General features: G+C 60.9%; 30 protein-coding genes and 1 tRNA gene. 9 read left to right on the top strand and 22 right to left on the bottom strand.

Annotation, left to right across the window (positions count from 1 at the left end):
• Positions 1-13: 13 nt before the first annotated feature.
• The 17 genes from P1U48_RS02050 to P1U48_RS01970 form a co-directional block, all read right to left on the bottom strand.
• A complete protein-coding gene (locus P1U48_RS02050) occupies positions 14-439 on the bottom strand; it encodes a DUF6362 family protein (protein WP_271689713.1) in 426 nt (141 codons plus the stop codon).
• Positions 429-632 (bottom strand): hypothetical protein, encoded by a 204-nt coding sequence (locus P1U48_RS02045; protein ID WP_301066864.1) that lies wholly within the window; start codon positions 630-632, stop codon positions 429-431. Before P1U48_RS02045 ends, P1U48_RS02050 begins: the two co-directional genes overlap by 11 nt.
• Positions 633-637: 5 nt before the next feature.
• Positions 638-1162: an HNH endonuclease gene (locus tag P1U48_RS02040; RefSeq protein ID WP_301066663.1), complete on the bottom strand. Its 525-nt coding sequence runs from the start codon at positions 1160-1162 to the stop codon at positions 638-640.
• The gene (locus P1U48_RS02035) at positions 1159-1647 is read right to left on the bottom strand and encodes a hypothetical protein (protein WP_301066862.1); all 489 of its coding nucleotides are present in this window, start codon (positions 1645-1647) and stop codon (positions 1159-1161) included. The genes P1U48_RS02040 and P1U48_RS02035 overlap by 4 nt, the downstream gene beginning before the upstream one ends.
• Before the next feature lie 138 nt (positions 1648-1785).
• Complete coding sequence (locus P1U48_RS02030; RefSeq protein ID WP_301066660.1) at positions 1786-2112, bottom strand: hypothetical protein; 327 nt, start codon at positions 2110-2112, stop codon at positions 1786-1788.
• A 312-nt stretch (positions 2113-2424) separates the two neighbouring features.
• On the bottom strand, positions 2425-4815 hold the full coding sequence (locus tag P1U48_RS02025) for an AAA family ATPase (protein ID WP_301066658.1): 2391 nt from the start codon (positions 4813-4815) through the stop codon (positions 2425-2427).
• Positions 4812-5582 carry a hypothetical protein gene (locus tag P1U48_RS02020; protein ID WP_301066655.1) on the bottom strand — a complete coding sequence of 257 codons (771 nt, stop codon included), beginning with the start codon at positions 5580-5582 and terminating at the stop codon, positions 4812-4814. The genes P1U48_RS02025 and P1U48_RS02020 overlap by 4 nt, the downstream gene beginning before the upstream one ends.
• Complete coding sequence (locus tag P1U48_RS02015) at positions 5579-6004, bottom strand: DUF6511 domain-containing protein (RefSeq protein ID WP_301066653.1); 426 nt, start codon at positions 6002-6004, stop codon at positions 5579-5581. Before P1U48_RS02015 ends, P1U48_RS02020 begins: the two co-directional genes overlap by 4 nt.
• Positions 6001-7698, bottom strand: coding sequence for a DEAD/DEAH box helicase (locus P1U48_RS02010; RefSeq protein ID WP_301066650.1), 1698 nt, complete (start codon positions 7696-7698; stop codon positions 6001-6003). Before P1U48_RS02010 ends, P1U48_RS02015 begins: the two co-directional genes overlap by 4 nt.
• 10 nt (positions 7699-7708) lie before the next feature.
• Complete coding sequence (locus P1U48_RS02005) at positions 7709-8353, bottom strand: hypothetical protein (protein WP_301066647.1); 645 nt, start codon at positions 8351-8353, stop codon at positions 7709-7711.
• A 13-nt stretch (positions 8354-8366) separates the two neighbouring features.
• Positions 8367-9260: an ATP-binding protein gene (locus tag P1U48_RS02000; RefSeq protein ID WP_301066645.1), complete on the bottom strand. Its 894-nt coding sequence runs from the start codon at positions 9258-9260 to the stop codon at positions 8367-8369.
• Entirely contained in the window at positions 9257-9706 is a 450-nt protein-coding gene (locus P1U48_RS01995) for a hypothetical protein (RefSeq protein WP_301066643.1), read from the bottom strand. The genes P1U48_RS02000 and P1U48_RS01995 overlap by 4 nt, the downstream gene beginning before the upstream one ends.
• Before the next feature lie 25 nt (positions 9707-9731).
• Entirely contained in the window at positions 9732-10622 is an 891-nt protein-coding gene (locus tag P1U48_RS01990; protein WP_301066641.1) for a hypothetical protein, read from the bottom strand.
• Positions 10619-11107 carry a hypothetical protein gene (locus P1U48_RS01985; RefSeq protein WP_301066638.1) on the bottom strand — a complete coding sequence of 163 codons (489 nt, stop codon included), beginning with the start codon at positions 11105-11107 and terminating at the stop codon, positions 10619-10621. Before P1U48_RS01985 ends, P1U48_RS01990 begins: the two co-directional genes overlap by 4 nt.
• A gap of 24 nt (positions 11108-11131) precedes the next feature.
• Positions 11132-11440 carry a hypothetical protein gene (locus P1U48_RS01980; protein ID WP_301066636.1) on the bottom strand — a complete coding sequence of 103 codons (309 nt, stop codon included), beginning with the start codon at positions 11438-11440 and terminating at the stop codon, positions 11132-11134.
• Complete coding sequence (locus P1U48_RS01975; RefSeq protein WP_138016188.1) at positions 11440-11649, bottom strand: helix-turn-helix domain-containing protein; 210 nt, start codon at positions 11647-11649, stop codon at positions 11440-11442. Before P1U48_RS01975 ends, P1U48_RS01980 begins: the two co-directional genes overlap by 1 nt.
• A gap of 198 nt (positions 11650-11847) precedes the next feature.
• Positions 11848-12528 (bottom strand): hypothetical protein, encoded by a 681-nt coding sequence (locus tag P1U48_RS01970; RefSeq protein WP_301066629.1) that lies wholly within the window; start codon positions 12526-12528, stop codon positions 11848-11850.
• Between the two features lie 108 nt (positions 12529-12636).
• Between P1U48_RS01970 and P1U48_RS01965 the strand changes: the two genes are divergently transcribed.
• From P1U48_RS01965 to P1U48_RS01925, 9 genes are all read left to right on the top strand, one after another.
• Positions 12637-13314: a S24 family peptidase gene (locus P1U48_RS01965; RefSeq protein WP_301066626.1), complete on the top strand. Its 678-nt coding sequence runs from the start codon at positions 12637-12639 to the stop codon at positions 13312-13314.
• A gap of 2 nt (positions 13315-13316) precedes the next feature.
• On the top strand, positions 13317-13562 hold the full coding sequence (locus P1U48_RS01960; RefSeq protein WP_301066624.1) for a hypothetical protein: 246 nt from the start codon (positions 13317-13319) through the stop codon (positions 13560-13562).
• A complete protein-coding gene (locus P1U48_RS01955; protein WP_301066622.1) occupies positions 13559-15727 on the top strand; it encodes an ATP-dependent RecD-like DNA helicase in 2169 nt (722 codons plus the stop codon). Before P1U48_RS01960 ends, P1U48_RS01955 begins: the two co-directional genes overlap by 4 nt.
• Before the next feature lie 6 nt (positions 15728-15733).
• Complete coding sequence (locus P1U48_RS01950) at positions 15734-16468, top strand: hypothetical protein (RefSeq protein WP_366142855.1); 735 nt, start codon at positions 15734-15736, stop codon at positions 16466-16468.
• Positions 16469-16595: 127 nt separating this feature from the next.
• Entirely contained in the window at positions 16596-16823 is a 228-nt protein-coding gene (locus P1U48_RS01945; protein ID WP_301066620.1) for a hypothetical protein, read from the top strand.
• Entirely contained in the window at positions 16820-17074 is a 255-nt protein-coding gene (locus tag P1U48_RS01940) for a hypothetical protein (protein WP_301066617.1), read from the top strand. Before P1U48_RS01945 ends, P1U48_RS01940 begins: the two co-directional genes overlap by 4 nt.
• On the top strand, positions 17067-17519 hold the full coding sequence (locus tag P1U48_RS01935; RefSeq protein ID WP_301066615.1) for a DUF2924 domain-containing protein: 453 nt from the start codon (positions 17067-17069) through the stop codon (positions 17517-17519). Before P1U48_RS01940 ends, P1U48_RS01935 begins: the two co-directional genes overlap by 8 nt.
• Positions 17516-18832 (top strand): recombinase family protein, encoded by a 1317-nt coding sequence (locus P1U48_RS01930; RefSeq protein ID WP_301066613.1) that lies wholly within the window; start codon positions 17516-17518, stop codon positions 18830-18832. Before P1U48_RS01935 ends, P1U48_RS01930 begins: the two co-directional genes overlap by 4 nt.
• A complete protein-coding gene (locus tag P1U48_RS01925) occupies positions 18829-19218 on the top strand; it encodes a hypothetical protein (protein ID WP_301066611.1) in 390 nt (129 codons plus the stop codon). Before P1U48_RS01930 ends, P1U48_RS01925 begins: the two co-directional genes overlap by 4 nt.
• A gap of 373 nt (positions 19219-19591) precedes the next feature.
• Here the strand turns inward: P1U48_RS01925 and P1U48_RS01920 are convergent.
• From P1U48_RS01920 to P1U48_RS01900, 5 genes are all read right to left on the bottom strand, one after another.
• A tRNA-Ser gene (locus P1U48_RS01920) sits at positions 19592-19681 on the bottom strand.
• 77 nt (positions 19682-19758) lie between these two features.
• Positions 19759-20733: a hypothetical protein gene (locus P1U48_RS01915; RefSeq protein WP_301066608.1), complete on the bottom strand. Its 975-nt coding sequence runs from the start codon at positions 20731-20733 to the stop codon at positions 19759-19761.
• Between the two features lie 39 nt (positions 20734-20772).
• Positions 20773-20991, bottom strand: a complete 219-nt coding sequence (locus tag P1U48_RS01910; RefSeq protein WP_301066606.1) for a hypothetical protein — start codon at positions 20989-20991, stop codon at positions 20773-20775.
• A 164-nt stretch (positions 20992-21155) separates the two neighbouring features.
• Positions 21156-23633 carry a DUF3772 domain-containing protein gene (locus P1U48_RS01905; protein ID WP_301066604.1) on the bottom strand — a complete coding sequence of 826 codons (2478 nt, stop codon included), beginning with the start codon at positions 23631-23633 and terminating at the stop codon, positions 21156-21158.
• A 4-nt stretch (positions 23634-23637) separates the two neighbouring features.
• Positions 23638-24666, bottom strand: coding sequence for a cysteine synthase A (locus P1U48_RS01900; RefSeq protein ID WP_301066602.1), 1029 nt, complete (start codon positions 24664-24666; stop codon positions 23638-23640).
• Positions 24667-24742 lie beyond the last annotated feature (76 nt).

Raw genomic sequence — 24742 nt, 5'->3', positions numbered from 1 at the left:
ACGGCGCCCAGCGTCACACCGTCTGCTCAATCACGAACTCCATGGATCGCTTGCGCGGCACGGTCCGGCCGTTGAGCCTCCAGACGATCACGGCCAGCCCATACTCGTGCCGCCGGTTGGCAGCTGACCGGCTGATGCCATGGTGCCAGCTGATTTTCTTCCAGGCGTCGCGGTTAGCGCGCGCCCAGAGGATCTGGCCGATGTCCTTGTCGACCCACCGCAACCAGAGCATCGCCTCGTCGGCCTGCGTGATCATCCGTGGCGATGGGAGCGGCTTTTTCATCCGCGGTTCTTGCTCGACTTGATCGGCGAAGGTTGAGACGTATTCCGGCCAAGCGCTGACATAGCCCTGCGGTCGAACAGGCGGCATGGACCGCATGACGTCTGCCGCGAGGTCCAGCCGGTCGGCCACCATCGCCCGTGTCCATTCATCGGCCATGGCGCACCTCCCTCACGGCTGGCAGCTTGCCATAAAGCTTCTCGCCCAGCTGGCGAACCAGTTCGCGTTCTGGCCAAGTCAGTCGATGATCGTCAAGCGAGACTGCAAGCATGTGCTGGTCATGCCACCCATCGCGCTTGACCTGTTCTGGGTCACGGCGATGGCCGCCGAAACTTTTGGGGGTAAACCGCATGCCGGTCATTGGAAATGCCCCCATCGCTTGCCGTTGATGATGTCATCAACGGTTTGGCGGGATACACCGAAACCGGTAGCTGCTTCACGCCGTGGGATCCCCATGACGTGCATTCGTCGAATTGCGAGCACGCAGACTTCATCGAGCTTTGACTGCCCATTCCTTGAGCCACGATTGTGCGTGCCATGCTGGACCGTATCAGCCATGTTCTCGCGCTGCGTCGCCCATCGCAGGTTCCATGGGTGGTTGCCGCCACGACTGCCGTCACAATGGGCAACCACGTGACGTTTCGTGGGTGGATTTCCGAGAAATGCCATTGCGACAAGTCGATGAACTGGAATGCTCTTCTTTCGATTTTTTCGCCACAGCTGAACGTACTGATACTGGTTCTGTGAGTTTTTCCATGGCTTGAGCGGGCGACCAGCGCGCGTACCCTTTCCTGCAAGCCTGCGCCGAACATAGCCATCCTCGGAGACTTCATATTCCGGCCATTCTGGAATTACGCGCCATTCTGCATTGAAATCGATCATGCCAAACCTCCATTCGTTTCAATTGCCCAATGCAGGATGGCGATGGCATCAGCCTCGTTGTCGTCGGTCGGGTTGAAGCCACGCGCCCGAGCAGCGTCAATCATCGCCTGTTTCGGCGCGTTACCCTTTCCGGTTGCGTGTTTCTTGATCGTGCCTACCGGGACACCCTGATACGGGATGCCCCGCAACTCAGCCCAGCTGGTCAAGCTGGCCATGAGGCCGCCAAAGACGTGTGCCGCATCGGTTCCGGCATGGCGACGGACCTCTTCGAAGTAGATCGCCTCAATCGGACCCGACAGGCGATCGATCTCGGTCAGCCAGTTGGTGAACCGCAGGTAGCGCATGCCGCCGCCGTCGTATCGGCCCGGCTTGAAGCTGACGGTGCCGCTTGTGATCAGTCCGTCGAAGCCTCGGATGGCCCAGCCGGTCGTGGTGCCCAGATCGAGGGCGAGGATCGTTTGGTTCGGTTCTCCCGGTAACGGCATTTTCGGGGTTGCGCCGGGATTGGCGCTGGCGAGAGTCAGGTCAGCCATGGGTGGTCTCCTTTTCTGGTGGGCTGCTCGGGTGGAAGACGACGGTGGTCATGTGCTTGGCGGTGCGGGCCGCCGTCGTCGGATGGTCTGTCAGCGTTTCCGGCGCGTGCCGTATTTGCGCAGGTGATTGGAAGCGTGCTTCTTGCCGGCTGCAGTGACAGCCTTGCCCGGCGCGTGGTGCAGGCGGCACCGGCGGTTCAGTGTGCCAGACCGCATGCCGCTCCAACATTCGAACGGTGCGCCGCATTCCGCGCAGTGGCTTTGCCAGTAAATGATTGGGACGAGCTCACCATCCTTGCGGCGGTGCAGGTCGGACCCGGTCACCACATAGCGTTGCCCTTCGTGCAGGAGTGCAGTGCCCGGCATTGGAACCACGTCGAAGTCGATTGTATGCACGACCCGTTGTGTGATCGTCATTGGGCACCTCCGATCGGCTTCGGAAATGACCACAGTCGAGAGCTACGCGCGGATATTATCTTGGTATAGGGAGGCGGGACGGACAGGTCCGCCTCCCTATATATAATATATAGGCTTCCATTGTTCGTCCTCATTTTCAGGTAACTCATTGCAATTGCTTTCATTTTCAGGACAAACAGAGGTCGAACAAGAGGACAGACATGTTTGTCCTCGACCTCAGTCAAGCCATTGATTTTATTGACTTCAGGACGAACAACGTCGGAGGTCGAACATGTTTGTCCTGAGGACGAACAACGCGCAGGGGTGAAAAAATCAGTCATTTTCATCCTCCGTGATTGGCCATTCTGCGGGGTCATCGACCTCGAGACAGATGCCGTTTGACGGCGATTTGTAGTGGCTTGGCAGGACCGGTTTCGTCCCCGAAAGAACTTCGCCCGTGTCTGGATCGACGCGATCCTCGCCGCCGAAAATCATGCCCTCGACGCAGAGATACCCGAACCGTGAGCGCACGATTGGGTGGCCAAAGGGCGTGCCGTCACGCACGAAACGGATGTACCCTTTCGTGGTCAGCACATTGATCCGGTCACGAATAGTCGACTGGCTACCAAGCCCGAGCTGGTTCTCAAATTTTTCGCGAAACTGGGTCGAAGTATAAAGGTTGCCATTGGCGGCTTCGGCCAAGAGAATTGCCAGGATGACGTCGCGCTTTCGGTCGCGTTCAGCATCTTGCCTCGCGCCCATCTCAGCCCGCACAAGCCGCTCGTTCATCGGGTTGATCTCAACCCATTCGCCCTTGACCTTGTCGATCAGTTTGGCGGCCAAGGCCGGACCATTGCGCAGTTCAATCTCCAGCTTGCGCTGAGGGCTTTCCTCGTCGGGGCGGTGCAAGATCAAGCCGGAGGTGTAGAACCCACGCAGGGCGCTGGCGCCGGAGAGCGCCAGAAACGGGTCGTCTTTCACCTGCTGTTTGCTGAGCTTCTTCGTGTGGTGAGCGAGAATGACACCGCAGTCCGGATTGATGTGATCGCGCAGAACCTCGACCCGGTCCTTCAGGAAAAACATCATTGCGCTGTTGTCGTTTTCGCCACCGCCCTCGGGACCGCCATCAAAGAGGTTCCGGATCGGGTCGATGCAAATGATGTCAACCGGCGCATCTAAAAAGGACCGGCGAATAGCATCGGCCACACGGACACTGCCCTCAGCATCGAGCAGAAGATTCAGCTTTGGTGTTGCCACCAGATTGTCTCGCGCGCCGGCCAGAACCTTCGGTGGCAGGCTGATCTGCTTCATCCGCTCGCGCAGGTAATGATACTGGATCTCCGCCTGCAGATAGAAGATGCGCAGCGCCCGCGGCGGCGTGAAGCCGAGGAAGGGCTGGCCAGCGGCCATGTGCACGAGCCAGGAGATCAGCAGGTCACTCTTGCCCACCTTGGGTGCGCCGCCCAGCACCAAGAGCCCGCCAGGCGTCAGTACGCGCGGCGCGATGATATCCGCCGGCATGGGGCTCGTGTCATCCAAGAGCGCGCCAAGGGTGAAGGTGGGCATTTCGTCAGGGGCAGGTGCTGCGCTGTCGAGCCTGATGACAGGAGGGCCATGCTTTTCGACATGGAGGGCCCAGAGGCGTTCGGACTCGCGCTTGAGCCGTTCCACCGGCCACTGGGGGCGCAGCATCGCCGCGTTGTAGCCGCAGATCGCCTCCCAACCCTCATCCTTCGAGAGGCGGCCGTCGTGCACCATGCGAATGAAGTAACCGATGGCGGCTGAGGCGCCCTCGAAGCGCGACCAGTCATCCTGACCGCCCTCGCGCACCGGCGTGACCAGCACCTCATCGGTACGTGGTTTGTCCGGCGTGGTGAAGTCCGGCGCGAGATTCACGCCCGGGGCGGGTGGCATGTCGGCCACGGCCTCGATGAACTCGGCCAGATCGCGCTCGCGGTCAGCGTTTAACTCCACGATCTGAACCTGGGTCTTCAGGCTGTTTTTGTAATAGACCGAGCCTGCCACCCGGATCGGCTGGTGGGCGGAGCGGAAATGCATGTCGCCCCCGACCTTGGCGGCAATATCGCCCCGCAGGCGCGTCACGCGCGCAATGTCACTGCCTTCGGCGGGCTCCGTGAGTTTCCACCAGACATGGGCCTTGCGCTGGCCCTCTGGCGTGATGCCACCGCTTTCCACGACCATTGTCGGCGGGCCGAGGTGTCGCTCCAGGTGGGCACGCTTGGCGGCGATATCACCTGTGTCGATGTCGACCACCACAGTCTGCATTTGCAGGATGTCGGCCGCCTTGGCCTGGCCGCTGGTGGCAACAGTGCCAGGGATCACATAGACCGCGGCGCCCTCGCGCGAGGCCCAATTGGCAAAGGTCGCCATCTTTTCGGTGACAGCACCGCTGGCCTTGATCCAGATGTTATGGGGGCGGCCATCGATGCCCTGGCCCTTGTCGATGAAGCTCCGGACCGGGATCAGCCCGTCGCAATAGCCAAAGACCACCTCCATGAACTGGCCGATCTGTTCTGGATCTGGCTCGTCGCCAAACACATCCTCCATGGGCGTCGCGTCATTGAAATCCCGCCATGGGTTGAAATGGATAAGGTTTTCCTTCGATGGCTCCGGCGTCTCTGGGCGGTCATCATGATCGTGAGCCATTGCGGCATCCTTCGCTGTGTCGTCGTTTTTGGGCGGGTCCTTCGGGGCGTCCGTCATGTCGGCAGGCCCCAACAGCGCTCAGCCCAGGAGCAGAACCGGCATTCGAAGAAGTCGCGATTGGCGGCGACGCGGGGCAGCAACTCGCCCGCATCCGTGGCGCGCAGGATGCGCACCCCGCGATCGGACATGCGCTGCGCCAGCTCGGCATCGAAGGGCACAAGCTCGTGGTAAAGCTCAGCCGTATCTTTGTTGATCGCGGTGAACACGGCCGGGTTCGCGGAAATCCCCGGCACCTGCGCCTCCATATAGGCCTGATAGACGGCGATCTGGGCGGCGTAGACGGGCTTTGATTTCGCAACACCGTCCTTGACGCAGGCACGCCAGTTCTTGGCGTTCATCGTCTTGCATTCCCAGAGAGCAGGAACGGCGAGACCAAAGCCCTCGGGGCCAGCGGCGATTATGCCATCGACATGGCCCCGTATGCGACCGCCCGCGACTTCGAACCCGAACTGGCCGCCATCGGGTCGGTTGCCCTTTTGGGTGTAGAGATCGAACCCCGCACCGCGCAGCCAGCGGATGGCAAGCTCCTCCAACTCGTGACCAATGGCGAAAATGCGCAGAACCTGGCCTGAAAAATCCTGGCCATCGTCCTTCGGCGTGGCCGTGAACTCGAACTGCAGGGCCCGTTCACAGGCATGGCCAAGGCGGGATCCGCCAAGATAGTCACGTGGTGTCCGAGTGGCGTTTTCAGCGATGAGGGCGCTATCGACGGCGTCGTTCACGCGTTCTGCGAAGCTGGGTTTGTGATTGAAGTCGAGGGTCAAAACGGCACCTCCTGCGACTTGGCGATGCGCGACATTTCTGCACCGTAGCCCTCGAGGATGTTCTCGATCAGGGCGCTCACATCGGTCTCAGACAGATCACAAAGGCGTTTTTGCCAGCCAATATCCTCCATGGTCTGGCCGAGGCGCTTCATCACCAGAGCGATCGCGAGCCGCTCTTCCTCGGTCATGCCGATCATGATCCGTCCTTTCTTGAAACGAGTTGCGTAAAGCCCTTGGCAGGGCATCGAGCAGAACCAGCGGTAGTCCCGTGGGCGCCGCTTGTTGGGATCGAAGAAGCCGAACCCCTGTGCCGGGCGCAGGCAGATCGCGCAGGGCTGAAACCGCGGATGCCAAAGACGCTGGCGATCCGTGCAATCAGCAGCCAGCGGGGGCGCGGGCGTGGATGATGCGACATGGATCACGCCGCCTCCCGTGCGGTGGGACCCGCACTCAGGATCAACTGCCGGATCGCCCGCTTGTTGAAACCGAAGGTCATGAGCGCCGAGGCCTTGTAGCGGGTGAGGCCGAAATCGCTTCGCGCCGCGGGCGTGAGGTACTGCAGCTGCTTTTCGGTGGCGGGCTGGTTCAGCCAACCGCGCGTCTTGAAGGCACTTTCGTCGGTCTCGTGATCGTTGAGCCAGTCATCGGCCTGGGCGAGACAGATGGCGCGTTCCCCGACACCGAGGAGCTGGGGCGGCTCGCCCTTACCGCCGCCAACGGCATACCAAAGCCCCTCCATCCAGAAGATGCCGCCCCAGGCCGTGAAGCCCGTTGCCATCAGCGCATCCTCCGACCCAAAGAGATCGACCCATTCGAAGCTCGAACGCTTCAGGAGGTCGATTTCCGTCATGACAAATCCGGACAATGCCCCACCGAGCGGGCTCTCGTGGGTTTCAGCTTCATCCTCTTCGTCGACCAGCACTTCCCCGCAAATTGGACACTCCTGGCAGGCAAGCGGGATTTCCGCCGCGCATGCGGGGCAGGTTTTTGTCGGGGCTTCACCGGTGCCGGAAGTGCCGTCGAGATCGACATCCTGCTCCAGCGTGCCATGGGTCAGGCTCGAGGTGCCAAAATCCAAAACGATACAGTCGGTTTTGACCACACCCGGGAACTCGGCCGGATCGACCGTGCGTAGGCCCCGGCCCACCATCTGGATCATGGTTGATTTGTAGGAACTGGGGCGCAGCAGCACGACGCAGGAGGTGGGCGGATGATCCCATCCTTCCGTGAGCACGGCCACGTTTGTGATGACCCGGATTTCGCCTGAGGCGAAGGCCGCCAGAATGTTACGCCGTTCCTCGCCGGGCAGATCGCCGTGGATCAGCCCCGTCGGGATGCCGGCCGCATTGAAGGCCTCAGCCACATGCGCCGCATGCGCCACGGTGGAGCAGAACACGACTGTCGGGCGGCCGGCCGCCTTTTCTTGCCAATGGCGGATCACCTCATCAGTGATCGGCGCGCGGTCCATGATCTCGGCCACTTCCGCCATGTCGAAGTCCGACACGCTCTTGCGCACGGCCTTGAGCTTGTCCTGCACGCCCACGTCGATAACAAAGGTCCGCGGTGGCACCAGGTGACCCGAGGCGATCAACTCGCCCAGCCGAACCTGGTCGGCGACATTGTCGAAGACCGCCCGCAGCCCCTTCTTGTCGCCCCGGTTCGGTGTGGCCGTCACACCGAAGATCCAGGCATCAGGGTTGGCGTCGCGCACATGGTCAATGATGCGGCGATAACTGTCGGCCACCGCGTGGTGGGCCTCATCCACGACCAGAAGGTCCAGTTTAGGCATGGCGGCAAGGTTGCCCTCGCGCGTCAGCGTCGGGACCATGGCGAAGGTGACCTGACCGCCCCAGGACTTGGTTGTGGCATCCAGAACCGAGGTTGTGATCGCTGGGTTCACTCGGCCAAACTTCTCGCGGTTCTGCGTCGTCAACTCGTCGCGATGGGCGAGTACGCAGGCCTTGGCGTCAGTGTCGCGGATGCTTTCGCCCGCGACCGCCGAAAGCATAATCGTTTTGCCTGCCCCGGTTGGGGCGATGCCGAGCGTGTTGGCTCGGGTGGCGAGCGCAGCAAGGCTGCGCTCGACGAAGAGTTTCTGGCGGGGACGCAAACGCATGGGTTTAGCCTCACTCAGCCCAGCTCGGGCGGCCGGTAAACCCGGGCGCCGGTGCGTGTTGCGGCTGCTGTGGCTGGGCCTGATGCGTGGGCGCACTATAGTTCGGCGTCGACGGAGCATGACCCTGCTGGGGATGAGGCGCGGCATAAGATGGAGCTGCGGCCCCCATGACTTGCGCATAATCCCGATGATCGGGCGTCACGGCGCTGCGGATTTCGTTTTTCTCATCTCCGTTGGTGTCCGTGCCGACATCGATCCGCGCGACAAATTCCAGCCCGTCCAGATCGGCAAAGCCGTTGATCCGGCGCCGAGCCTGTGCTTCAGGGGATTTGTCCTTGTCGGAAAGTCCCCTTGCGGAGTTCAGGATGCCACGCACCAGGCTGCGCCCCATATTGGCCCAGTTGGGACCATTGGGGCTGTAGAGCCCGATCATCGACCAAATCTTGCGCTTGGCGTATTGTCCGACGAGGACGGTGTATTCGGCATCGAGGTAGACGGCGCCAGTATTGCCGCGTTTGGCATAGCCGCCCGTCCAGCCCTGGGCAGGGTCATCAAACCCGCCCGGACGGATCGTCAGGCGCACCTTGGCCAGCGTGCCTTTGGGGATGACGTTGGAATTTGACTGCGCGTCGTTGAAATCGTTCCAGAGAGACATGGCTCGGGTCCTTTCAGTTTGAGGAAACGTTGGGTGTGTCAGCCGTCGCAGGGGACGGCTTCGGAAGCTGAGGTGACTGGTAGGTCAGCCGGCGTTCGGCAGGCACGAGGGGCCCGCGGATCTTGTCCATCAGCTGACCCAGATGCGGCGGTTCGATTAGATCGAGACGACCCGAGCGGTCCTTGGCCGGGTAGCCCCAAGGGTTCAGAGTTTGACAAACAAAGCCGCGTTGCAGCTGATCACCGTCGCCCTTGATCTCGGCCATGGTGATGACCTGATCGACGATCCCCGGCAGTTCGAGCCCGGTCTTGCTGCCATCGATCTGCGGCACGAAGACCTTGCGATTGAAGTCGTCGAGCTTCTGATCAAGGATGCCTACGAACCAGATGTTCTTGCCGCGGGTGTGCTGCAGGTGGGTCAGCCAGGCGATCATCTCACGGCCATGCAGGCCATAGGCCCCGCGCACATCGGGCTTGCCGGTTTTTTCTGAATGCGCCTCGGGCTGTCCCTTGCACCATTGAAAACAGAGCCGACCAGCGACAGTGATCGAGTCGACGAACACCGTGTCGTATTGATCGAGCGCCGCAGGGTCGCCGAACTTCTTGCAAACGGCCGCATAATGCGCGGCGCTGTACACCTGATCGTCGCGCAGTGCCGGGTTCGGCCCGCCGATGAAAACCGCGAAATCCCGGCATTCCGTCCAGGTGCGCGGCCGGATCGCATCCACCGCAAGCCCCTCGATGGCCAGATCACCGGCTTCGAGATCAAAGAACAAGGTGGTTGAGTTCCGGAGCGTCCAGAGCAGGCTGGTTTTCCCAATGCCAGAGGGTCCGAAAATGACGCCTTTGATGCCACGGGATTCCGCCATGCGCTGATCGGCGGTGATGATGGGGAGCGTGCCAATCATGACAGCACCTCACCGTCAGGACCGGACAACCCGTTATGGGTCAGGATTGCATCGAGACAGTCGCCAAAGCGCCATGTCGTGTTTTCAGCCCAGAACTGATCGGCCTGACGCAATGCTTCACGCCATTCGCGCAATGCCGCGCTATCGTTGGCGATCTGCTGGTGGCGGATCTCGATGGCCCGAACAAATTCGGCGCGCGTCAACTGGCGTGTCGAGACCAGCGTCGTGCCCTCGAGATCCATGGCAACGGCCGCGGGCAGCGAAAACGGTAATTCCGTCTGTTCTGGTGCCGCCGCTTGCTCAGCCCGGAGTTTCAGGCGGCGAGCCCTTGTGTCGATCCTCGTGACAACGCCATCGATGCCAGCGAGATACTGGCCATCTGCATCGATATCGTCCCAACGGTTGACCGCTGCCTGCCGCTTGTTGATCGCGCGACCCGCGATCACCTCGCCAACAATCTCGGCGACAACATCATTCAGTCGCATATGTCCCATTCTGGACCTCCTGTTCGTAAAGGGTGCTAAAGTCGGTGAGCCAGGCCGCCGCGCGCCGGATCGGCACGGTATCAACGGCATGGCGAGACGCGGGTGGAACACGGCGCACCGCTTCGGCGGGGCTTGGCTGCTCATCGATGCGCTCAATGATCTCTTCGATCCGACCGCAGATCGCGCGATCCTCTTGCGTCCCAAACACCGCGATCTGGCGCGCCCGCATTTCCGGCGTCAGGGGTGGTGGGCGATCTTTCTCGAGGCGACGGACGCTTTCCTGGATGCGCTGCAGCCGATCGAGAGAGCGCTGCAGCCGATCCTCTGCCGCGCGGCGCACCGCAGAACGCGTTGGTTCCTCGCCACGTTCGAGGCGTTCATCCAGGGTGCGGCGCACCAAGCCAGGGTCGGCAGATTCGGCGTCGCGGATCAGGCGCGCATCGTGAACTTGGTCGCGGCGCAGACCGAGATCGGCCGTGGTGACGATCGCGTTGTCGCCGCCAACACGATTTGGGCCACCGGACTGCGTTTCAACGTTGGGGTCACCAACCTTGAAATTCCGACCGCCGCCATGTCCGGCGACGTCACCACGCTCCTGCGCCGCATCATACTCGTCGGCGAGACGCCGCTTGGCAGCTGCTTCAATTTCGAGGGCGTCAGCCTGCGCGCGGTGGGCAGCAGCGACGAGATCATCATGGGCGGCTTTTGCGTTTTTGAGCCGCGCGGCCCGTTTGGCCACATCATAGGCCAAACCGGCGGCTTCACGGGCCTCGAGCACTTCCGCCGCTGTCTTGGCGCTGGCCAACATCGTGGCGGCACGATCAATCAAGCCGGGAAGGTTCTCACCGGCCAAGGGGATTGGGGCGAGCGCGGTCATTTCCGCGCCTCCGCTGGCTCCAGAGAGACCTTCAGCGCGCCCACTTTCACCGTGCGCGCAGGCTCGAAGCCCTTGCGCCAGGCCTCAGGCAGCGCCCCATACTTGCGCTCCGAGACAGACAGCTTGGTGTCGATGAACTCGGCCGGGTCGTCGCCGCTGTCAGCAATGTTCCGGGCGATCTGCGCAAGCTTTTCCTGGTCCCAGTCGACGCGCTTCGGCAGGTCTGCCACCACCGTGTAATCGCCATCAGCGAGGCGCACCGTGCCGGTATCCTTACCGCAGGCCCGACGCGCCTCGGCAGCGCGGGTGGCGTAGCGCACCTCAAGAGCGGCGCTGAACCGAGCTGTCGCGGCCTTCAACTGTTTGCTCGCGTGATCAAGCTCGCCTTGAAGCGCGGCCAGCAACTCGGCCGGCATCTGCGCCAGATCGCCAGTCGCCATATTGAGCATGTCGTTCACGCTCGGGGTGTTTTCGGGATAAGTCATAGGGGCTCCTTTTCGGGGGATGGGTCAGGCAGCTGCCGCCAGCTGCTTCACTGAAGCGGATGGAACGGTGCCCTTGTGCGGGCGAGCGATGGCGAGATAGGCGAACCGGTCCGGGCCAAGGCGTTCCTGAACAAGGTGTATGCGGCCGAGCTCAGAAAGCCGGTACGCTGCGTTTGCCGTGGCACGCAGATCCTCGATCGCGGGTTTCCCGAGCGTCGAGACATTGGGCGTCGTATCGACCACCAGAAAGCCGCGGTGATAGACGAGGCGCGCGCCAGGCTCGGCGACGTCAACCCACGCCATCAGCGTGATTTCAGAGACAGCCACAGACATCACGACACCCTCGGGGTGCGGATGCAGTTACTCAGCTGCAGTTGCTCTTTCTCATGATTGAGGATGTCTTCCAGCCGATAGACGACGCGCCCCCCGATTTTCATGAAGGCAGGTCCCTTGCCCTCCCACCGCCACCTCTCAAGTGTGCGATGAGACAACGTCCAACGTCGGGCGAGCTCCTTTTGCGTGAAGCAAATCTTATCGTGCATCGTGGTCTCCAGTTCAGTTCTTGGAGCCAAGATGCAAAATTGATCTGTGGGATGTCGTCAGGATCGATGGGGGATGTGAAAGGGGATGACGGATCCCTTAAATTCAACGCCCAAAATGCAAAGAGGGGGATGACCATACCCCTCTATCCCCCAGCATATCCCCTTCCGATCCCCCACCGTGAGGGGCCGAAGATCGAATCATTCGATGTTGAGCCTGTAGTTGCCTCGACGATCAGAGCGAATCAACTCACGCCAGTTATCCTTCGACTTGAAGACATCCGACATCCGCAGGCTTCGCGAGCGCGCTTCTGACAGAATGTTCTTGCCATTCTGCCAAGGCTGCCCGGCTTGAGCCGCTCGATGTAGGGAACGAACGACGGCGGCCTGAATGGGACCAAGCTGAAACCGGTGGCCATTGCAGCGCACCTCAGAATAGTCGCGCGATACGATGAATGTCGGCTCCTCCAGGCGGCCACCTGTAGAGAATCCCTTCATGATTTCATAGCGATCGCGCTCATCACGCCGCATCAAAAGGTCGCCGATCACAACATAGACGGCATCGACAGAGCCCCAGAGTGACGCATAGTCGGACTGAACAGACCGGAACTCTACTATGTGCGCCTCGCCACACCGAAACAGCTGAAAGACATCACGCGCATGCAGGTCCACAACACCGCTGAACGACAAGCGATCTGTCGGGATGCGGAATGGTCGCCCGTCCACGTCCTCTTCGAAATCACCAAACTCCAGCGGCAGCCCAAACACACGTATGGAGAGGCGCACCTCGTCGTTTTCCGCAAGATAGATCAGGTCATCTTCTGCAATCGACCAGCGTTCAAGGATCTCGGAGAGTGCAAAATATGCTTTTTCAATTTCCATCTTTCCTCCGATTCCCCTCGCCAAATGTTCTAAATTTGTTCTACCCCCTTGACGAAGTCGGATCAATCCAATCTTATCCTATCTAATCCACATCCGTCTGGGGATAACATGACCGAACACCACACGCTTGCGGATCGCCTGCAGGCTCGCGCGAACCAGCTAGGGCTCAGCCCCGCGCATGTTGCTGAAATGGCCGGTGTGAACCGGTCCTTTGTCTATGACATACTGCGCGGGCGCTCGACGCGCCCAGGGCTGGACCGTCTCGCGGAAGTCTCCCGGGTGCTGAAGGTAGAGCTGGACTGGCTCATTCATGGGATTGGAAGCGTGGAAGGCGCGTCCCCTTTCATCGAAAACCCTGACGACAGCTTCGTCGCCATCGCACATGCTGGCGTCCGACCGTCCATGGGCGGAGGCGCTGTGGTCTTAGATGAGCACGAAGCCCCAGGCCGCGCCTACCACTTCCGGAGGTCCTGGATCAAACAGGGGCTGAAAGCCTCGCCATCCCAGTTGCGCATAATGACCGTCGAAGGCGACAGCATGGAGCCGACATTATTCGATGGCGACACGGTTCTGGTCGACATGACAAGGCGCTCTCCCAATCCTCCCGGCATCTTTGTGCTCGATGACGGCATGGGGCTCGTCGCCAAGCGCCTACAACACGTGCCGAACAGCGACCCGCCGGCAGTGCGTGTCATCTCCGACAACAAGCATTACCCTGAGTATGAACGCACCGCTGATGAGGTTGATATCATTGGACGGATTCGCTGGTTCGCTCGGGAGGTGTGAACATGACCCATGTCATCATTCGCGGAAACAATGGCCGACGACACGAAGTCGATTTCGAAGATGCCGATCTCACTGTCGAAATCTTCATCAATGAACAAAACGTGGAACTCGTGATCGAGGCGCTGGATGAAGACCGCCCCTGGCAGAAAAAGCGGTTTGCATTGGTCAATCTTCCTCGCTCAAAATTCGATGAAGCAATGGCCAATACGGCGCGCAAACGGACATCGCCAATCAAGGCTGTTGAGTGAACGATGGGGCGGGCACGACTGAGGTCCTTGCTGGCCTGGTGGAACGCGTAACCTTCCACAGTACGGAGAGCGGGTTCTGCGTTCTGCGCGTCAAAGCGCGTGGCCATCGTGATCTCGTCACGACTGTGGGGCATGCAGCAATGATTTCTGCCGGTGAGTGGGTCACGGCCTCCGGCACCTGGATCAATGATCGCAACCACGGCCTTCAGTTCAAGGCACACTTCCTGAAAACGCATGCACCGTCCACTCTGGACGGCATTGAGAAATACCTCGGCTCCGGCATGATCCGCGGCATTGGACCCGTCTACGCCAAGCGCCTCGTGAAAATTTTCGGGAAGGACGTCTTCGACATCATCGAAGCTGAGCCAGAACGCCTTCGTGAAGTGGAGGGTATCGGCCCGAAACGCGCCGACAAAATCACCGCCGGATGGGCAGACCAAAAGGTGATCCGCGAAATAATGGTGTTCCTGCACGAACATGGCGTGGGAACCGCACGTGCAGTGCGCATCTTCAAGACCTACGGCACAGATGCCGTCCAGGTGATGAGCGAGAACCCTTACCGCCTCGCTAAAGACATTCGAGGGATCGGGTTTCGGACGGCGGATTTGATCGCAGAGAAACTTGGGATCGAGAAGACGGCGATGATCCGGGTCCGGGCGGGAATTTCCTTCGCGTTGACGGAGGCCATGGGCGATGGGCATTGTGGCCTCCCTCGCGCAGACTTGATCGGCCTCGCGGGCAAACTGCTCGAGGTCCCGGCGCCTTTGATCGAAAGCGCGCTCGCCGAGGAACTTGCTGAGGAAACTGTGACAGCCGATTGTGTTGGTGACGTGGACTGCATTTTCCTGACCGGCCTCTATCTGGCAGAGCGCGGCATTGCGGAGCAGCTAAAGCGTATCTGCGCGGGCAGCCTACCGTGGCCAGATATCGATGCCGACAAGGCGCTTCCATGGATCGAACAGAAAACAGGACTTTCCCTTGCTGAAAGCCAAGCAGAGGCCGTCCGGCTGGCACTGAAGTCGAAGGTCATGGTGATCACGGGCGGGCCAGGCGTGGGCAAGACCACGATCGTGAACTCGATCTTGCGCATCCTCGCGGCGAAGCACGTAAAACTGTTGCTCTGCGCCCCTACTGGCCGTGCAGCCAAGCGGATGACGGAGGCCACGGGCATGGAGGCAAAGACTATCCACCGACTTCTTGAGTTCGACCCCAAGGCGTTCGGGTTCAAGCGTGACCTTGAAAACCCGCTCGAGTGCGACCTGCTCGTCGTCGATGAAAGCTCCATGGTCGACGTGTTGCTCATGCAATCGTTGATGAAAGCCGTTCCAAGCCATGCAGCGCTCTTGATTGTGGGCGACATTGACCAACTGCCCTCCGTCGGTCCCGGTCAAGTCCTGGCCGACATTATCGAGTCCGGTGCTGTTCCAGTGGTCCGCTTGACAGAGGTGTTCAGGCAAGCCGCAAAGAGCCAGATCATCACAACCGCACACGCGATCAACGCCGGCCGGCTGCCTGATCTGGCTCCCCCTGATGGCGATGCAGATTTCTATTTTGTGCCGGCCGCCGATCCGGAACAAGCTGTGCCGCGCATTGTGGAACTCGTCGCCAAACGCATCCCACGCAAATTCGGGTTCGATCCAATCAAGGATGTCCAGGTTCTCTGCCCTATGAACCGTGGTGGTGTGGGCGCGCGTTCCCTCAACATAGAACTGCAGGCCGCGCTGAATCCTGCCGGAGAGAAAAAAGTGGAGCGTTTCGGTTGGACCTTTGCCTCTGGTGACAAGGTCATGCAGATCGAGAACGATTACGACAAAGACGTCTATAACGGCGACATAGGCATGATCGAAGATGTCGATCTTGATGAGGGCGAGGTCGCGGTGGATTTTGACGGTCGCACCGTCACGTTTGTCTTCGGCGAACTAGACACGCTGGTGCCCGCCTACGCCGCGACCATCCACAAGAGCCAGGGCTCCGAATACCCCGTCGTGGTCATCCCAGTGATGACCCAGCATTACGCCATGCTGCAGCGTAACCTGATCTACACCGGCGTCACGCGCGGCAAAAAACTCGTAGTTTTGGTTGGCCAGAAAAAGGCGGTGGCGATCGCAATCAAGAATGTGTCGGGGCGACGGCGCTGGTCGAAACTCGATGAATGGCTGATATAGAGGGGCATGATGATCGAATTTCGACACATATCTGACGACGAACCAGCGCTGGCTTTCTCACCGCTTTTACGCGGCTTCCTGAAAACCTTTGACTATCTTTCGGAACACGGGTCCATCGGCCTTACTGCCTCAAAAGGCTTCAAGCGCACTTTCGTTCATTGGGCTGCATCGCAATTCGACTGGCCTGGCCTCAGCGAGGCGGACTTGTTCGCTGTCAATAAGGTGCTGAACGAGCAGGATTTCATGCCGCTCGTCGATATTCATTTCCTTCTGACGACGTTAAGAATGGGTCGGCATTACAAAGGACAGTTCAAGCTGACCAAGGCTGGGTCCGAACTGGGAGCGCAGCCTGGGCGCCTCTTTGGAATAATCACCCCATTCTATCTCTTTGAGATCGACCACGCCGCTTGGTCACGCCTGCCGGATAATCGCCTTCCAGGGAGCTGGGACGTGTTTTTGAACGTCATCAATGTTGAGGCGGAGGCAGGTGTGACCGGCGCTGAGTTGCGGCAGGTGTTGTATGGTGATCCGCAGCCGTCACCACTACCGCGCTACGACGAGACCATGGGCGCCCTGTATATGCAGGTCCTGCGCCCCCTTGTCTGGACGGGCATGCTTCAGGAAACGCGCCCTGAAAAATCATTTCGAACGCAGGACAGTGTTTTCAGCAAAACGCCGCTTTGGCGAGCAACGCTCAAATTGGAAACCGATTCCATCGTTAGACGGCCGACACGACACTGATCACGAGAAACGACGCAAACCCGACCAGCGCCGCAGCTTTGCGCACGGCTTCCTTAGTGCATTGTTTTTCATTGATTAAATGATCTGCGGACGATTTTTCATGGGTGTCAAATCGAAAGGCACCCCAATGAGCCGCACTCATATTTCCCCGATTTCCGGGCCTAATGCTTTGCACCCTGACCGCATGACCGTCGAGGAACGCCGCACCGAGCTTCGCAGCTTGTTGGCTCTTAGCCTTTTCCGGCTGCATCAAAGCGAAAGTCAGCAAAATATTGATATTTATGGAGAAAGTTCGCTACACAACTCAGCTCGCCAGAGCGTTCATGCAGATCCAAGCAGAAAGGAAGCAAAATGAACGCTTTGAACCCGGCGTTGCACAGGGATGCCTTACGCCACCCATTGAAACGGCCCAACGCACTACACCCCAACCATATGACTGCCCAAGAGCGTCTGGCTGAGATTTGCAGTTTGCTGGCGCTCGCCCTCGCTCGGCCCAATGTGCCCACCGGCAAAAACCCATCCGAAAAGATGGAGATGAACGCCGGCGCATTGAGACAGCGCAGTTCCGACTTGCCACTCAAACTCGAAAGCAACTCGCATGAATAAGCATGATCCAATTCCCGCGCGCATCGCCGCGTTGAAAACCACGCCAACGCCGGCCTTGCGCAAACAATGGCGCGAGTTGTTCGGCACTATGCCACCGCCCTTCAACCGGCGTTACCTGGAAAGCCGGCTGGCTTATCGCATTCAGGAACTGACCTATGGTGGCCTGAAACCCCAGACCCTCAAACGACTGGCGAAGCTGGGCGACGAGCTCGATGGCGGAGATCGCCTGAAAAGTCGCATCCGTGCCGATATCAAGCCGATCGTGGGCACAAGACTGCTCCGCGAATGGCAGGGGGTCGAGCATCTCGTCACGGTGACGGTCGATGGGTATGAATGGCAGGGGCGCCCGTACAAGTCGCTGTCCGCCATCGCCCGCGCCATCACCGGCACGCGCTGGAATGGCTGGGTCTTCTTTGGCCTGAAGAACTATCGGGGGCGGACATGAACCAACCAATCCTGCGCAAACTGCGCTGCGCCATCTACACCCGCAAATCCAGCGAGGAAGGGCTCGAGCAGGAATTCAACTCGCTCCATGCCCAGCGCGAAGCCTGCGAGGCCTACATCGCCAGTCAGCGGTCTGAAGGCTGGGTGGTGCTCCGTGACCAATATGATGACGGCGGTGTGTCCGGCGGCACTCTGGAGCGGCCGGGCCTTAAAGCGCTGATGCAAGACATCGAGGACGGCTTGATTGACGTGGTCGTGGTCTACAAGATCGACCGCCTCAGCCGCTCGCTGGCTGACTTTGCAAAGCTGGTTGAGGTGTTCGACCGGACCGGCGTCACCTTTGTATCCGTTACCCAGCAGTTCAACACGACGACGTCCATGGGGCGCTTGACCCTCAACATCCTGTTGTCTTTTGCGCAATTCGAACGTGAAGTGACCGCGGAACGCATCCGTGACAAGTTTTCCGCCAGCCGCAAGAAGGGCATCTGGATGGGCGGCGTGCCGCCCTACGGTTACCGCGTCGAAAATCGCAAGCTCATAGTCGATGAGAAGAAGGCTGAGCATATTCGTTGGATTTTCAGCCGTTTCGTGGAAATCGGCTCCGCGACGGAACTGGCGCACCAAATCGATCAGCGTGGGCTCTTAACGCCAAATGGAAATCGGATCGATAAGAAGTACCTCTATCGGCTGCTGAACAACCGCGCCTATATCGGCGAAGCAGTCCACAAGGGCGAAAGCTATCCCGGGGAACATGAGGCAATCCTTGACCGCGTTATCTGGGACAAGGTTCATACCATCCTGCAGGAGAGTCCACATAAGCGGGCAGCGAATACGCGCGCCGAGACGCCAGCACTGCTCAAGGGATTGATCTACGGCCCCGATGGGGCGGCATTCTCACCAACCCACACGAGAAAGCGGGGCAAGCTTTATCGCTACTATGTCAGCCAGTCGATCCTAAAGCACGGCGCTGGATCCTGCCCGATTGGCCGCGTCACGGCCGGTGAGATCGAGACCGCCGTGATCGACCAGGTCCGTGCGGTGTTTCGCCAGCCCGAAATCATCGCCGGTGCGTGGGACGCCGCGAAAAGCCATTGTCGCGACATCACCCTCGAGGATGCGCGCATAGCTCTGCAGCAATTCGATCCGCTTTGGGATGAACTCTTCCCGGCCGAGCAGACACGTATCATCGCGCTGACCGTTAAGCGGGTCGACATTGGCACCGACGCCATCAGCGTCCGGATGCGTATCGATGGGCTCACGGAGTTGGCCCAAGAACTGCTGCAAAGCCCGGAAGATAAGGATGCCGCTGCATGAGCAAGAAACCCACTATCCCAGATACCGTGACCGTCACCATTCCATTCCGCGTGGCCAAGCGCGGCGGTCGGAAAGAGGTGCAGCTTCCGCCCGGTACGAACAATCGGAGCCCTGACTACACGCTGATCAAGGCGGTGGCCCGCGCCTATCGGTGGCGCCAAATCCTTGAGGATGGCGATATGGGAACGATCGCCGAATTGGCGGAGTACGAGAAGATCTCGCCATCATATCTGACGCGCGTCATGCGGCTCACTTTGCTGGCACCGGACATCATCGAAGCGATCCTGGACGGAAATCCACCGTCCGTGGGCATGACGGAGCTGCTCGATCCTATGACGCCGGTTTGGGCCGAGCAGCGGTCCGCGCTTGGCTATGAAGGCAGCTAGCGCTCGGCACACCCTTGCCACAAAGCCGTTCCAATCCGATGATTTGGAACGGCTTTTTTTATTTTCACAAAAGCAAAATGAGCGCTGCGGGGTCAAAGATTTAGATGCGAGTCGCCGGGACCGTTCGCGTGACTTGTGTCTGAATCCCCAAAAGCGGGACATTTTTTTGATTCAGTTCCAGCAAGTTATTGAAACCGTATTGAAAAATGCATGGTCAACAGGTCCGGAGAATATTGGGGCGAGAGAGTGGGATGGTAGGGTAAGATGGGGCCTGACAGCGTCCTACGCAAAACCGTGCTGGCGCTATAACCTTCAAATATAACGGGATTTTTTAGACCGCAGCCCGTTTGGAGAAGGATCCCAAATGGCTGGGTGGCGGAGAGACAGGGATTCGAACCCTGGAGACGGTCTCCCGCCTACACACTTTCCAGGCGTGCGCCTTCGACCACTCGGCCACCTCTCCGGTCCGGCCTCATTAACGCGATCTCCGCGCCCCCTGCAAGAGGGAAAGGCGCGGATGTTTGACGCTCTGGATGCGGTTCAATCCACGCCGCAGACCGGGGCGCGGGCGCCGAGCAATTCTTCCAAGGCATCGGCGCTGGCGTGATCCACCGGCCAGCTGCTGCCGAACCAGCGGTTGTAATTGGTCATCGCCCGGATCGACCCCGGACCCCAGATGCCATCGACCTCCAGGTCATAGCAATCGACGCGCAGCAACTCGCGCTGCACCATTCGGGCCAGGGCGCCACCGTCGCGCGGGTCGGGTTTGGCAGTGACCGGCGTGTCGTCGGCAACCGGAACCGCCACCTGGCCGCCATCCGGCAGGCATTCCATGCCAGGACCGCATTCGGCCTGGGTGCCGTCGGCCGGGTCAGCCGCAGGATCCGGCAGCACCGGGGTGAAATGGTCGCCGGCGCCCCCAATCGGCGCCGGTCCCGGCAGGTCGGGACCCGCATCAGTCCAGCCGTCGTCGGGGCGCACCTTGCGATAAGAGATGTCGACCCACCAGCGCGCCGGGTAGAAGGTCCGATAAGCCGTCGACCCGGCGCGGCTCTGCACCACCACAACCCGCAGATAGGCACCGGCCGGCGAAAGATCGCCCTGCGAGATCTTTTCCCAGGAATTGCCGTCGATCGACCGATAAAGATCGACCCCCGGGCCGCCACTCTGAATGCCAATATCGCGCGGCCAATCCGACGGGATCCAGTTTTCATCACGATACGAACGGGCGTAGATCTTCATCGGCGATGGCACGTTGAAATCATAGGCCTGGTATTGCTGTGCCTCCAGCACCTTGATCCGCGCCGCATCCCTTGAGGCGCTGACATTGGCGCCATACTCGAAGCTGCCATGCAACTGGCCCAGCCTCACCTCTTCGCGCTGCACGCAGATGCTGCCATCGCAGTCCCAGGCGGCACGGTCGCTGTCGGTCTGGCCAAGCGCGGTCAGCGGCGCGGTCAGAGCGAACAGCAGGGCCAGGCCGCTCCGCAGGCTCAAACGGGTGCGTGTGGTCATTACTTTATCTCCTGTCGGTGATCATCGGGTCCAGCCCGCTCAATCGTCGCTGCCGCTGGGGTTGTCGTAGCCCTGTTCATTCATGTCATACCATTCGCCCGGTTCGCTGGGTTCGGGCGCGCCGAAGCGACGCCGCGCGATGATGCCGCCGGTCACACCGCCGATCAGCAGCCCGAGGATGAACAGATCCGGCAGCAGCCAGAGCGACAGCCCGCCGCCGAGGGTGAGGCCGATGAGAACGGGAATGGCATGGCGCATGGGCGATCCTCCTGAGCGGAGGCTATCGTGGGGAACCCGGCCCGGGTTTGATCTGGCGCAAATGGCGGGCAGATATATTCAGATAAAGAGATGTGTATTTTGACCCGGCGGTTCTCTGTGCCCGTGGTTTCATTCTTGGTGATCGTCACGAAACCGCGCACGGCCTATTTGTTGTCCTCGCCCTCATGCAGAGGCCCCGGCGCGATATCGAGGTCCTCGGCCCGCAGATGCGCGCGCCCTGCCCCTTGCGGTGGCAAGTCCGAGGTCTGCACCGGCTCGCTGATCGGCGGTGACGGCGCCGGTCGTGGTGGCTGCCGACCGGTCAGGGTTTCGGGATTGCGCAGCCACAGGTCCTGTTGCGGGAACGGAATCTCGATGCCTTCGGCGGCAAAGCGTTCGGCGATCTGGTGGTTCATCTCGGATTGCACCGCGACGATCTGGGTCACATCACGCAGCACCGCGCGGACCTCGAAATCCAAGGATGAGGCGCCAAAGCCCTTGAACAGCACAAAGGGCGGCGGCTTCAGCAGCACCACCGGCTGTGCCTCGGCGATTTCGCGCAGGATGGTTTCGACCCGGCGGGTGTCGGTACCATAGGCCACCCCGACCGCCAGCGTCAGCCGCCCGATCAGATTGCCGCGGGTCCAGTTGGTCACCGCGCCCGAGATCAGATCGGCATTCGGCACAATCACGTCACGGCGATCAAAGGTCTCGATCCGGGTAGAGCGCACCGAGATCGCGCGCACATATCCCATATTGCCACCGACCTCGATCCAGTCACCCTCGCTGACCGGGCGTTCGATCAGCAGGATGATGCCCGAAACAAAGTTCGACACGATGTTCTGCAGGCCAAAGCCGATGCCGACCGACAGCGCCCCGGCGACAATCGCGAGCGAGCTGAGGTCGATCCCGGCCGAGGAGATGGCGACAATCGCGGCCAGGAATATCCCGACATAGCCAAGGCCCGAGACCACCGCATTGCGCGCGCCGGTGTCCATCCGGGTCTTCGGCAGGATGGTTGAGCGCAGGGTGCCCTGCACCAGCCGGGTCAGCACGAAGCCGAGCCCGAAGACGACCACGAAGGTCAGGAAATCGGTTGGCGAGATCCGGGCACTGCCAACGGTGAATCCGGCCCGGAACCGTTCCCACAATTCGGTCAGATCGGTGGGCCGTGCGCCCCAGATCAGCGCAAAGACCGGGACGGACAACACCGAGAGCGCAAAGCCCGCCAGCACCGGCGGCAGCGCGTCACGCGCGTCGTCGCGGTTGCGGGTGATCAGCACGTAGAGCTCGGTCGAGACCCGTTGCAGGATCATCACCACGCCGATGGCCTGCAGCGAAAAGATCACCGGGAAGACAATCGCGTATCCGGCGTTGAAATAGCCGACCCCGGCCAGCACCGGACCGGCGATTGCCAGCACCACAATGCCGCGCGCCAGCAGATTGATCAGCCGCAAGCGAAAGCTCTGCTCGCCATCCTGCTTGGCGATGTTCAGCCCGTGCAGGCGCAGCAGCTGCGACACCCGGACCAGCATCAGCCCGGCCAGAACGAACAGCGGGAACAAGATGGTGTTCAGAGTGGCAGGCGCCCAGCTCTCGGCCTGGCCGAATTCGCGCAGCAGCACATAGACCGCCAGGATCAGGCCGAGGATCGAGGCGTGGATCCGGCCCTCGAACCGGCGCTGCGGTTCCAACGCCAAAGGCGGGTTGATGACGTCGCTGCCCGGGAACATCCGGGTGCCGACCCAGCGGGCGACAGCAAAGGCGACCATCGCCCCCGGCAGGACTTGCAGGATCAGGGTGCTGCGCGGCCCCGGCAGACCCGAGGAAAACCCCGCCGCGGTCAGCGCCATCATCCCGGCGACCGGCAGCACAATCTGCGCGAGCGAGCTGAGAAAGCCGAGCAAGAACCGTTCGGCCGTGCGTTCGCGCCCCTGCACCCGCTGCGTCAGTTTTTCGGTCCAGTACCGGCCCCGGCCCAGCAGAATCGCGGCGACGGCCAGCAGCAGCAGGGTCATCGGCAGGTTGGCCCGGGCCTCGGCGCGGACCACCGGATTGCTCCACGCGGTGGTGATTTCATTGACGATCCGGGTGACCCCATCCCCCAGCGCCGTGACGGCACCGGGCCAGTTGATCGGGTTCAGTGGCGAGGGTCCGATTTCCAGCAATTTGTCGGTTTGCCGTTCCCGCAGGATCCGGTCGATGGCGCGGATCAACGCGTCGGCCCGGCTCCAGGCGACATCGGCGGCGCGGCGCGGCGCCTCAAGCTCGGTCAGCTTGCTGTTCAGCTCCTTGCGCTGCGATGCAATCTCCGGCGCCTCGGCGGAACCGTCCTCGGGCACCGGGCCAAGTGCCGCCAACTGGGCGCGCACGGTCTCAAGTGCCGCAGCATTGGTCGACCGGGCGGCGTCAAAGGCCTCGCGCCATTTGACCAGCTCGCTTCTCAGGGTCTCCAGCGCCTCATCCGAGGCGGCGGCGGCGTCGACCGCTTCCTCGGCGCGTTTGGCGGTGGTCACCCATTGTTCGTAATCGAGGGCCTCGCCCGCCACCGGCTGTGCCTGCGCCTGTGCCCCCGGCAGAAAGCTGCCCGCCAGCAGCAAAGCGAGGGCAAGGAGATGCACAAGGCGAAGATATCGCGCCATCTGGTTACGAGAATACGCCGGGTATCGAGCGCGGCGAGTCAGTCAGCCAGCCAGGGGTCGGCAGGCCTTTGCTGCGCAGGAATCCGGGGTTGAACAATTTCGACTGATAGCGATTGCCGTAATCACACAAGATCGTCACGATGGTATGCTCCGGCCCCAGGTCGCGGGCCAGCCGCACCGCCCCGGCCACGTTGATCGCAGTCGATCCGCCCAGGCACAGCCCCTCGTCGCTGAGCAGGTCAAAGACATAGGGCAGCGCCTCGGAATCCGGGATCTGATAGGCGAAATCCGGGGTGAAGCCCTCAAGATTGGCGGTGATCCGGCCCTGGCCGATGCCCTCGGTGATGCTGTCGCCTTCGGATTTGAATTCGCCACTGGTATAATAGCTGTAAAGCGCCGCGCCCATCGGATCGGCCAGCGCCACCTTGACGCCTTTCGGCTGCAGGATTTCGGCGCAGCCAACCAGGGTGCCGCCGGATCCGACCGAGGCGACAAAGCCGTCGACCTTGCCGCCGGTCTGTTCCCAGATCTCGGGCCCGGTGCTGTCGATATGCGCCTGACGGTTGGCGGTATTGTCGAACTGGTTGGCCCAGATCGCGCCATGCGGTTCGGTCTTGGCCAGCTCGGCCGCCAGCCGTTCGGAATAGCGCACATAATTGTTGGGGTTCTTGTAGGGCGCGGCGGGCACCTGCACCAATTCGGCCCCGGCCAGGCGCAGCATGTCCTTCTTTTCCTGGCTCTGGGTCTCGGGGATCACGATGACGGTCTTGAACCCCATCGAGGCGCCGACCAGCGCCAGCCCGATGCCGGTGTTACCGGCGGTGCCCTCAACGATGGTGCCGCCCGGCTCCAACTTGCCTTTGGCCACGGCATCGCGGATGATCCACAATGCCGCTCGGTCCTTGACCGATTGGCCCGGGTTCATGAACTCGGCCTTGCCAAGGATGGTGCAGCCGGTGGCCTCGCTCGCCTTGCGCAGGCGGATCAGCGGTGTCTGGCCAACGGCCTGGGCCAGGTCCTGGGCAATAAACATGATCTTACTCCTGCATTCACGGGCGCGCAGGTCAACGGATTGACCTTGCCAAGACTTAGACGCCCCACTGTGGGGA

The organism is Pseudooceanicola sp. (assembly GCF_029213205.1).
Lineage (GTDB): Bacteria > Pseudomonadota > Alphaproteobacteria > Rhodobacterales > Rhodobacteraceae > Pseudooceanicola.
The sequence above is the reverse complement of the archived record's forward strand: the minus strand, read 5'-3'. Positions and strand labels throughout refer to the sequence as shown.

What these genes read in the sequence shown, in the direction of transcription:
- P1U48_RS01990 (WP_301066641.1), bottom strand. Translation starts at nt 10,622, where the DNA reads ATGACCGCGCTCGCCCCAATCCCCTTGGCCGGTGAGAACCTTCCCGGC.
- P1U48_RS01950 (WP_366142855.1), top strand. Translation starts at nt 15,734, where the DNA reads ATGATGATCGAATTTCGACACATATCTGACGACGAACCAGCGCTGGCT.
- P1U48_RS02045 (WP_301066864.1), bottom strand. Translation starts at nt 632, where the DNA reads ATGCGGTTTACCCCCAAAAGTTTCGGCGGCCATCGCCGTGACCCAGAA.
- P1U48_RS02030 (WP_301066660.1), bottom strand. Translation starts at nt 2,112, where the DNA reads ATGACGATCACACAACGGGTCGTGCATACAATCGACTTCGACGTGGTT.
- P1U48_RS01975 (WP_138016188.1), bottom strand. Translation starts at nt 11,649, where the DNA reads ATGCACGATAAGATTTGCTTCACGCAAAAGGAGCTCGCCCGACGTTGG.
- P1U48_RS01945 (WP_301066620.1), top strand. Translation starts at nt 16,596, where the DNA reads ATGAGCCGCACTCATATTTCCCCGATTTCCGGGCCTAATGCTTTGCAC.
- P1U48_RS01965 (WP_301066626.1), top strand. Translation starts at nt 12,637, where the DNA reads ATGACCGAACACCACACGCTTGCGGATCGCCTGCAGGCTCGCGCGAAC.
- P1U48_RS02050 (WP_271689713.1), bottom strand. Translation starts at nt 439, where the DNA reads ATGGCCGATGAATGGACACGGGCGATGGTGGCCGACCGGCTGGACCTC.
- P1U48_RS01985 (WP_301066638.1), bottom strand. Translation starts at nt 11,107, where the DNA reads ATGACTTATCCCGAAAACACCCCGAGCGTGAACGACATGCTCAATATG.
- P1U48_RS01905 (WP_301066604.1), bottom strand. Translation starts at nt 23,633, where the DNA reads ATGGCGCGATATCTTCGCCTTGTGCATCTCCTTGCCCTCGCTTTGCTG.
- P1U48_RS01910 (WP_301066606.1), bottom strand. Translation starts at nt 20,991, where the DNA reads ATGCGCCATGCCATTCCCGTTCTCATCGGCCTCACCCTCGGCGGCGGG.
- P1U48_RS01940 (WP_301066617.1), top strand. Translation starts at nt 16,820, where the DNA reads ATGAACGCTTTGAACCCGGCGTTGCACAGGGATGCCTTACGCCACCCA.
- P1U48_RS02005 (WP_301066647.1), bottom strand. Translation starts at nt 8,353, where the DNA reads ATGTCTCTCTGGAACGATTTCAACGACGCGCAGTCAAATTCCAACGTC.
- P1U48_RS02035 (WP_301066862.1), bottom strand. Translation starts at nt 1,647, where the DNA reads ATGCCGTTACCGGGAGAACCGAACCAAACGATCCTCGCCCTCGATCTG.
- P1U48_RS02040 (WP_301066663.1), bottom strand. Translation starts at nt 1,162, where the DNA reads ATGATCGATTTCAATGCAGAATGGCGCGTAATTCCAGAATGGCCGGAA.
- P1U48_RS01980 (WP_301066636.1), bottom strand. Translation starts at nt 11,440, where the DNA reads ATGTCTGTGGCTGTCTCTGAAATCACGCTGATGGCGTGGGTTGACGTC.
- P1U48_RS01900 (WP_301066602.1), bottom strand. Translation starts at nt 24,666, where the DNA reads ATGTTTATTGCCCAGGACCTGGCCCAGGCCGTTGGCCAGACACCGCTG.
- P1U48_RS01970 (WP_301066629.1), bottom strand. Translation starts at nt 12,528, where the DNA reads ATGGAAATTGAAAAAGCATATTTTGCACTCTCCGAGATCCTTGAACGC.
- P1U48_RS02000 (WP_301066645.1), bottom strand. Translation starts at nt 9,260, where the DNA reads ATGATTGGCACGCTCCCCATCATCACCGCCGATCAGCGCATGGCGGAA.
- P1U48_RS01930 (WP_301066613.1), top strand. Translation starts at nt 17,516, where the DNA reads ATGAACCAACCAATCCTGCGCAAACTGCGCTGCGCCATCTACACCCGC.
- P1U48_RS01925 (WP_301066611.1), top strand. Translation starts at nt 18,829, where the DNA reads ATGAGCAAGAAACCCACTATCCCAGATACCGTGACCGTCACCATTCCA.
- P1U48_RS02025 (WP_301066658.1), bottom strand. Translation starts at nt 4,815, where the DNA reads ATGACGGACGCCCCGAAGGACCCGCCCAAAAACGACGACACAGCGAAG.
- P1U48_RS02010 (WP_301066650.1), bottom strand. Translation starts at nt 7,698, where the DNA reads ATGCGTTTGCGTCCCCGCCAGAAACTCTTCGTCGAGCGCAGCCTTGCT.
- P1U48_RS01915 (WP_301066608.1), bottom strand. Translation starts at nt 20,733, where the DNA reads ATGACCACACGCACCCGTTTGAGCCTGCGGAGCGGCCTGGCCCTGCTG.
- P1U48_RS01960 (WP_301066624.1), top strand. Translation starts at nt 13,317, where the DNA reads ATGACCCATGTCATCATTCGCGGAAACAATGGCCGACGACACGAAGTC.
- P1U48_RS01935 (WP_301066615.1), top strand. Translation starts at nt 17,067, where the DNA reads ATGAATAAGCATGATCCAATTCCCGCGCGCATCGCCGCGTTGAAAACC.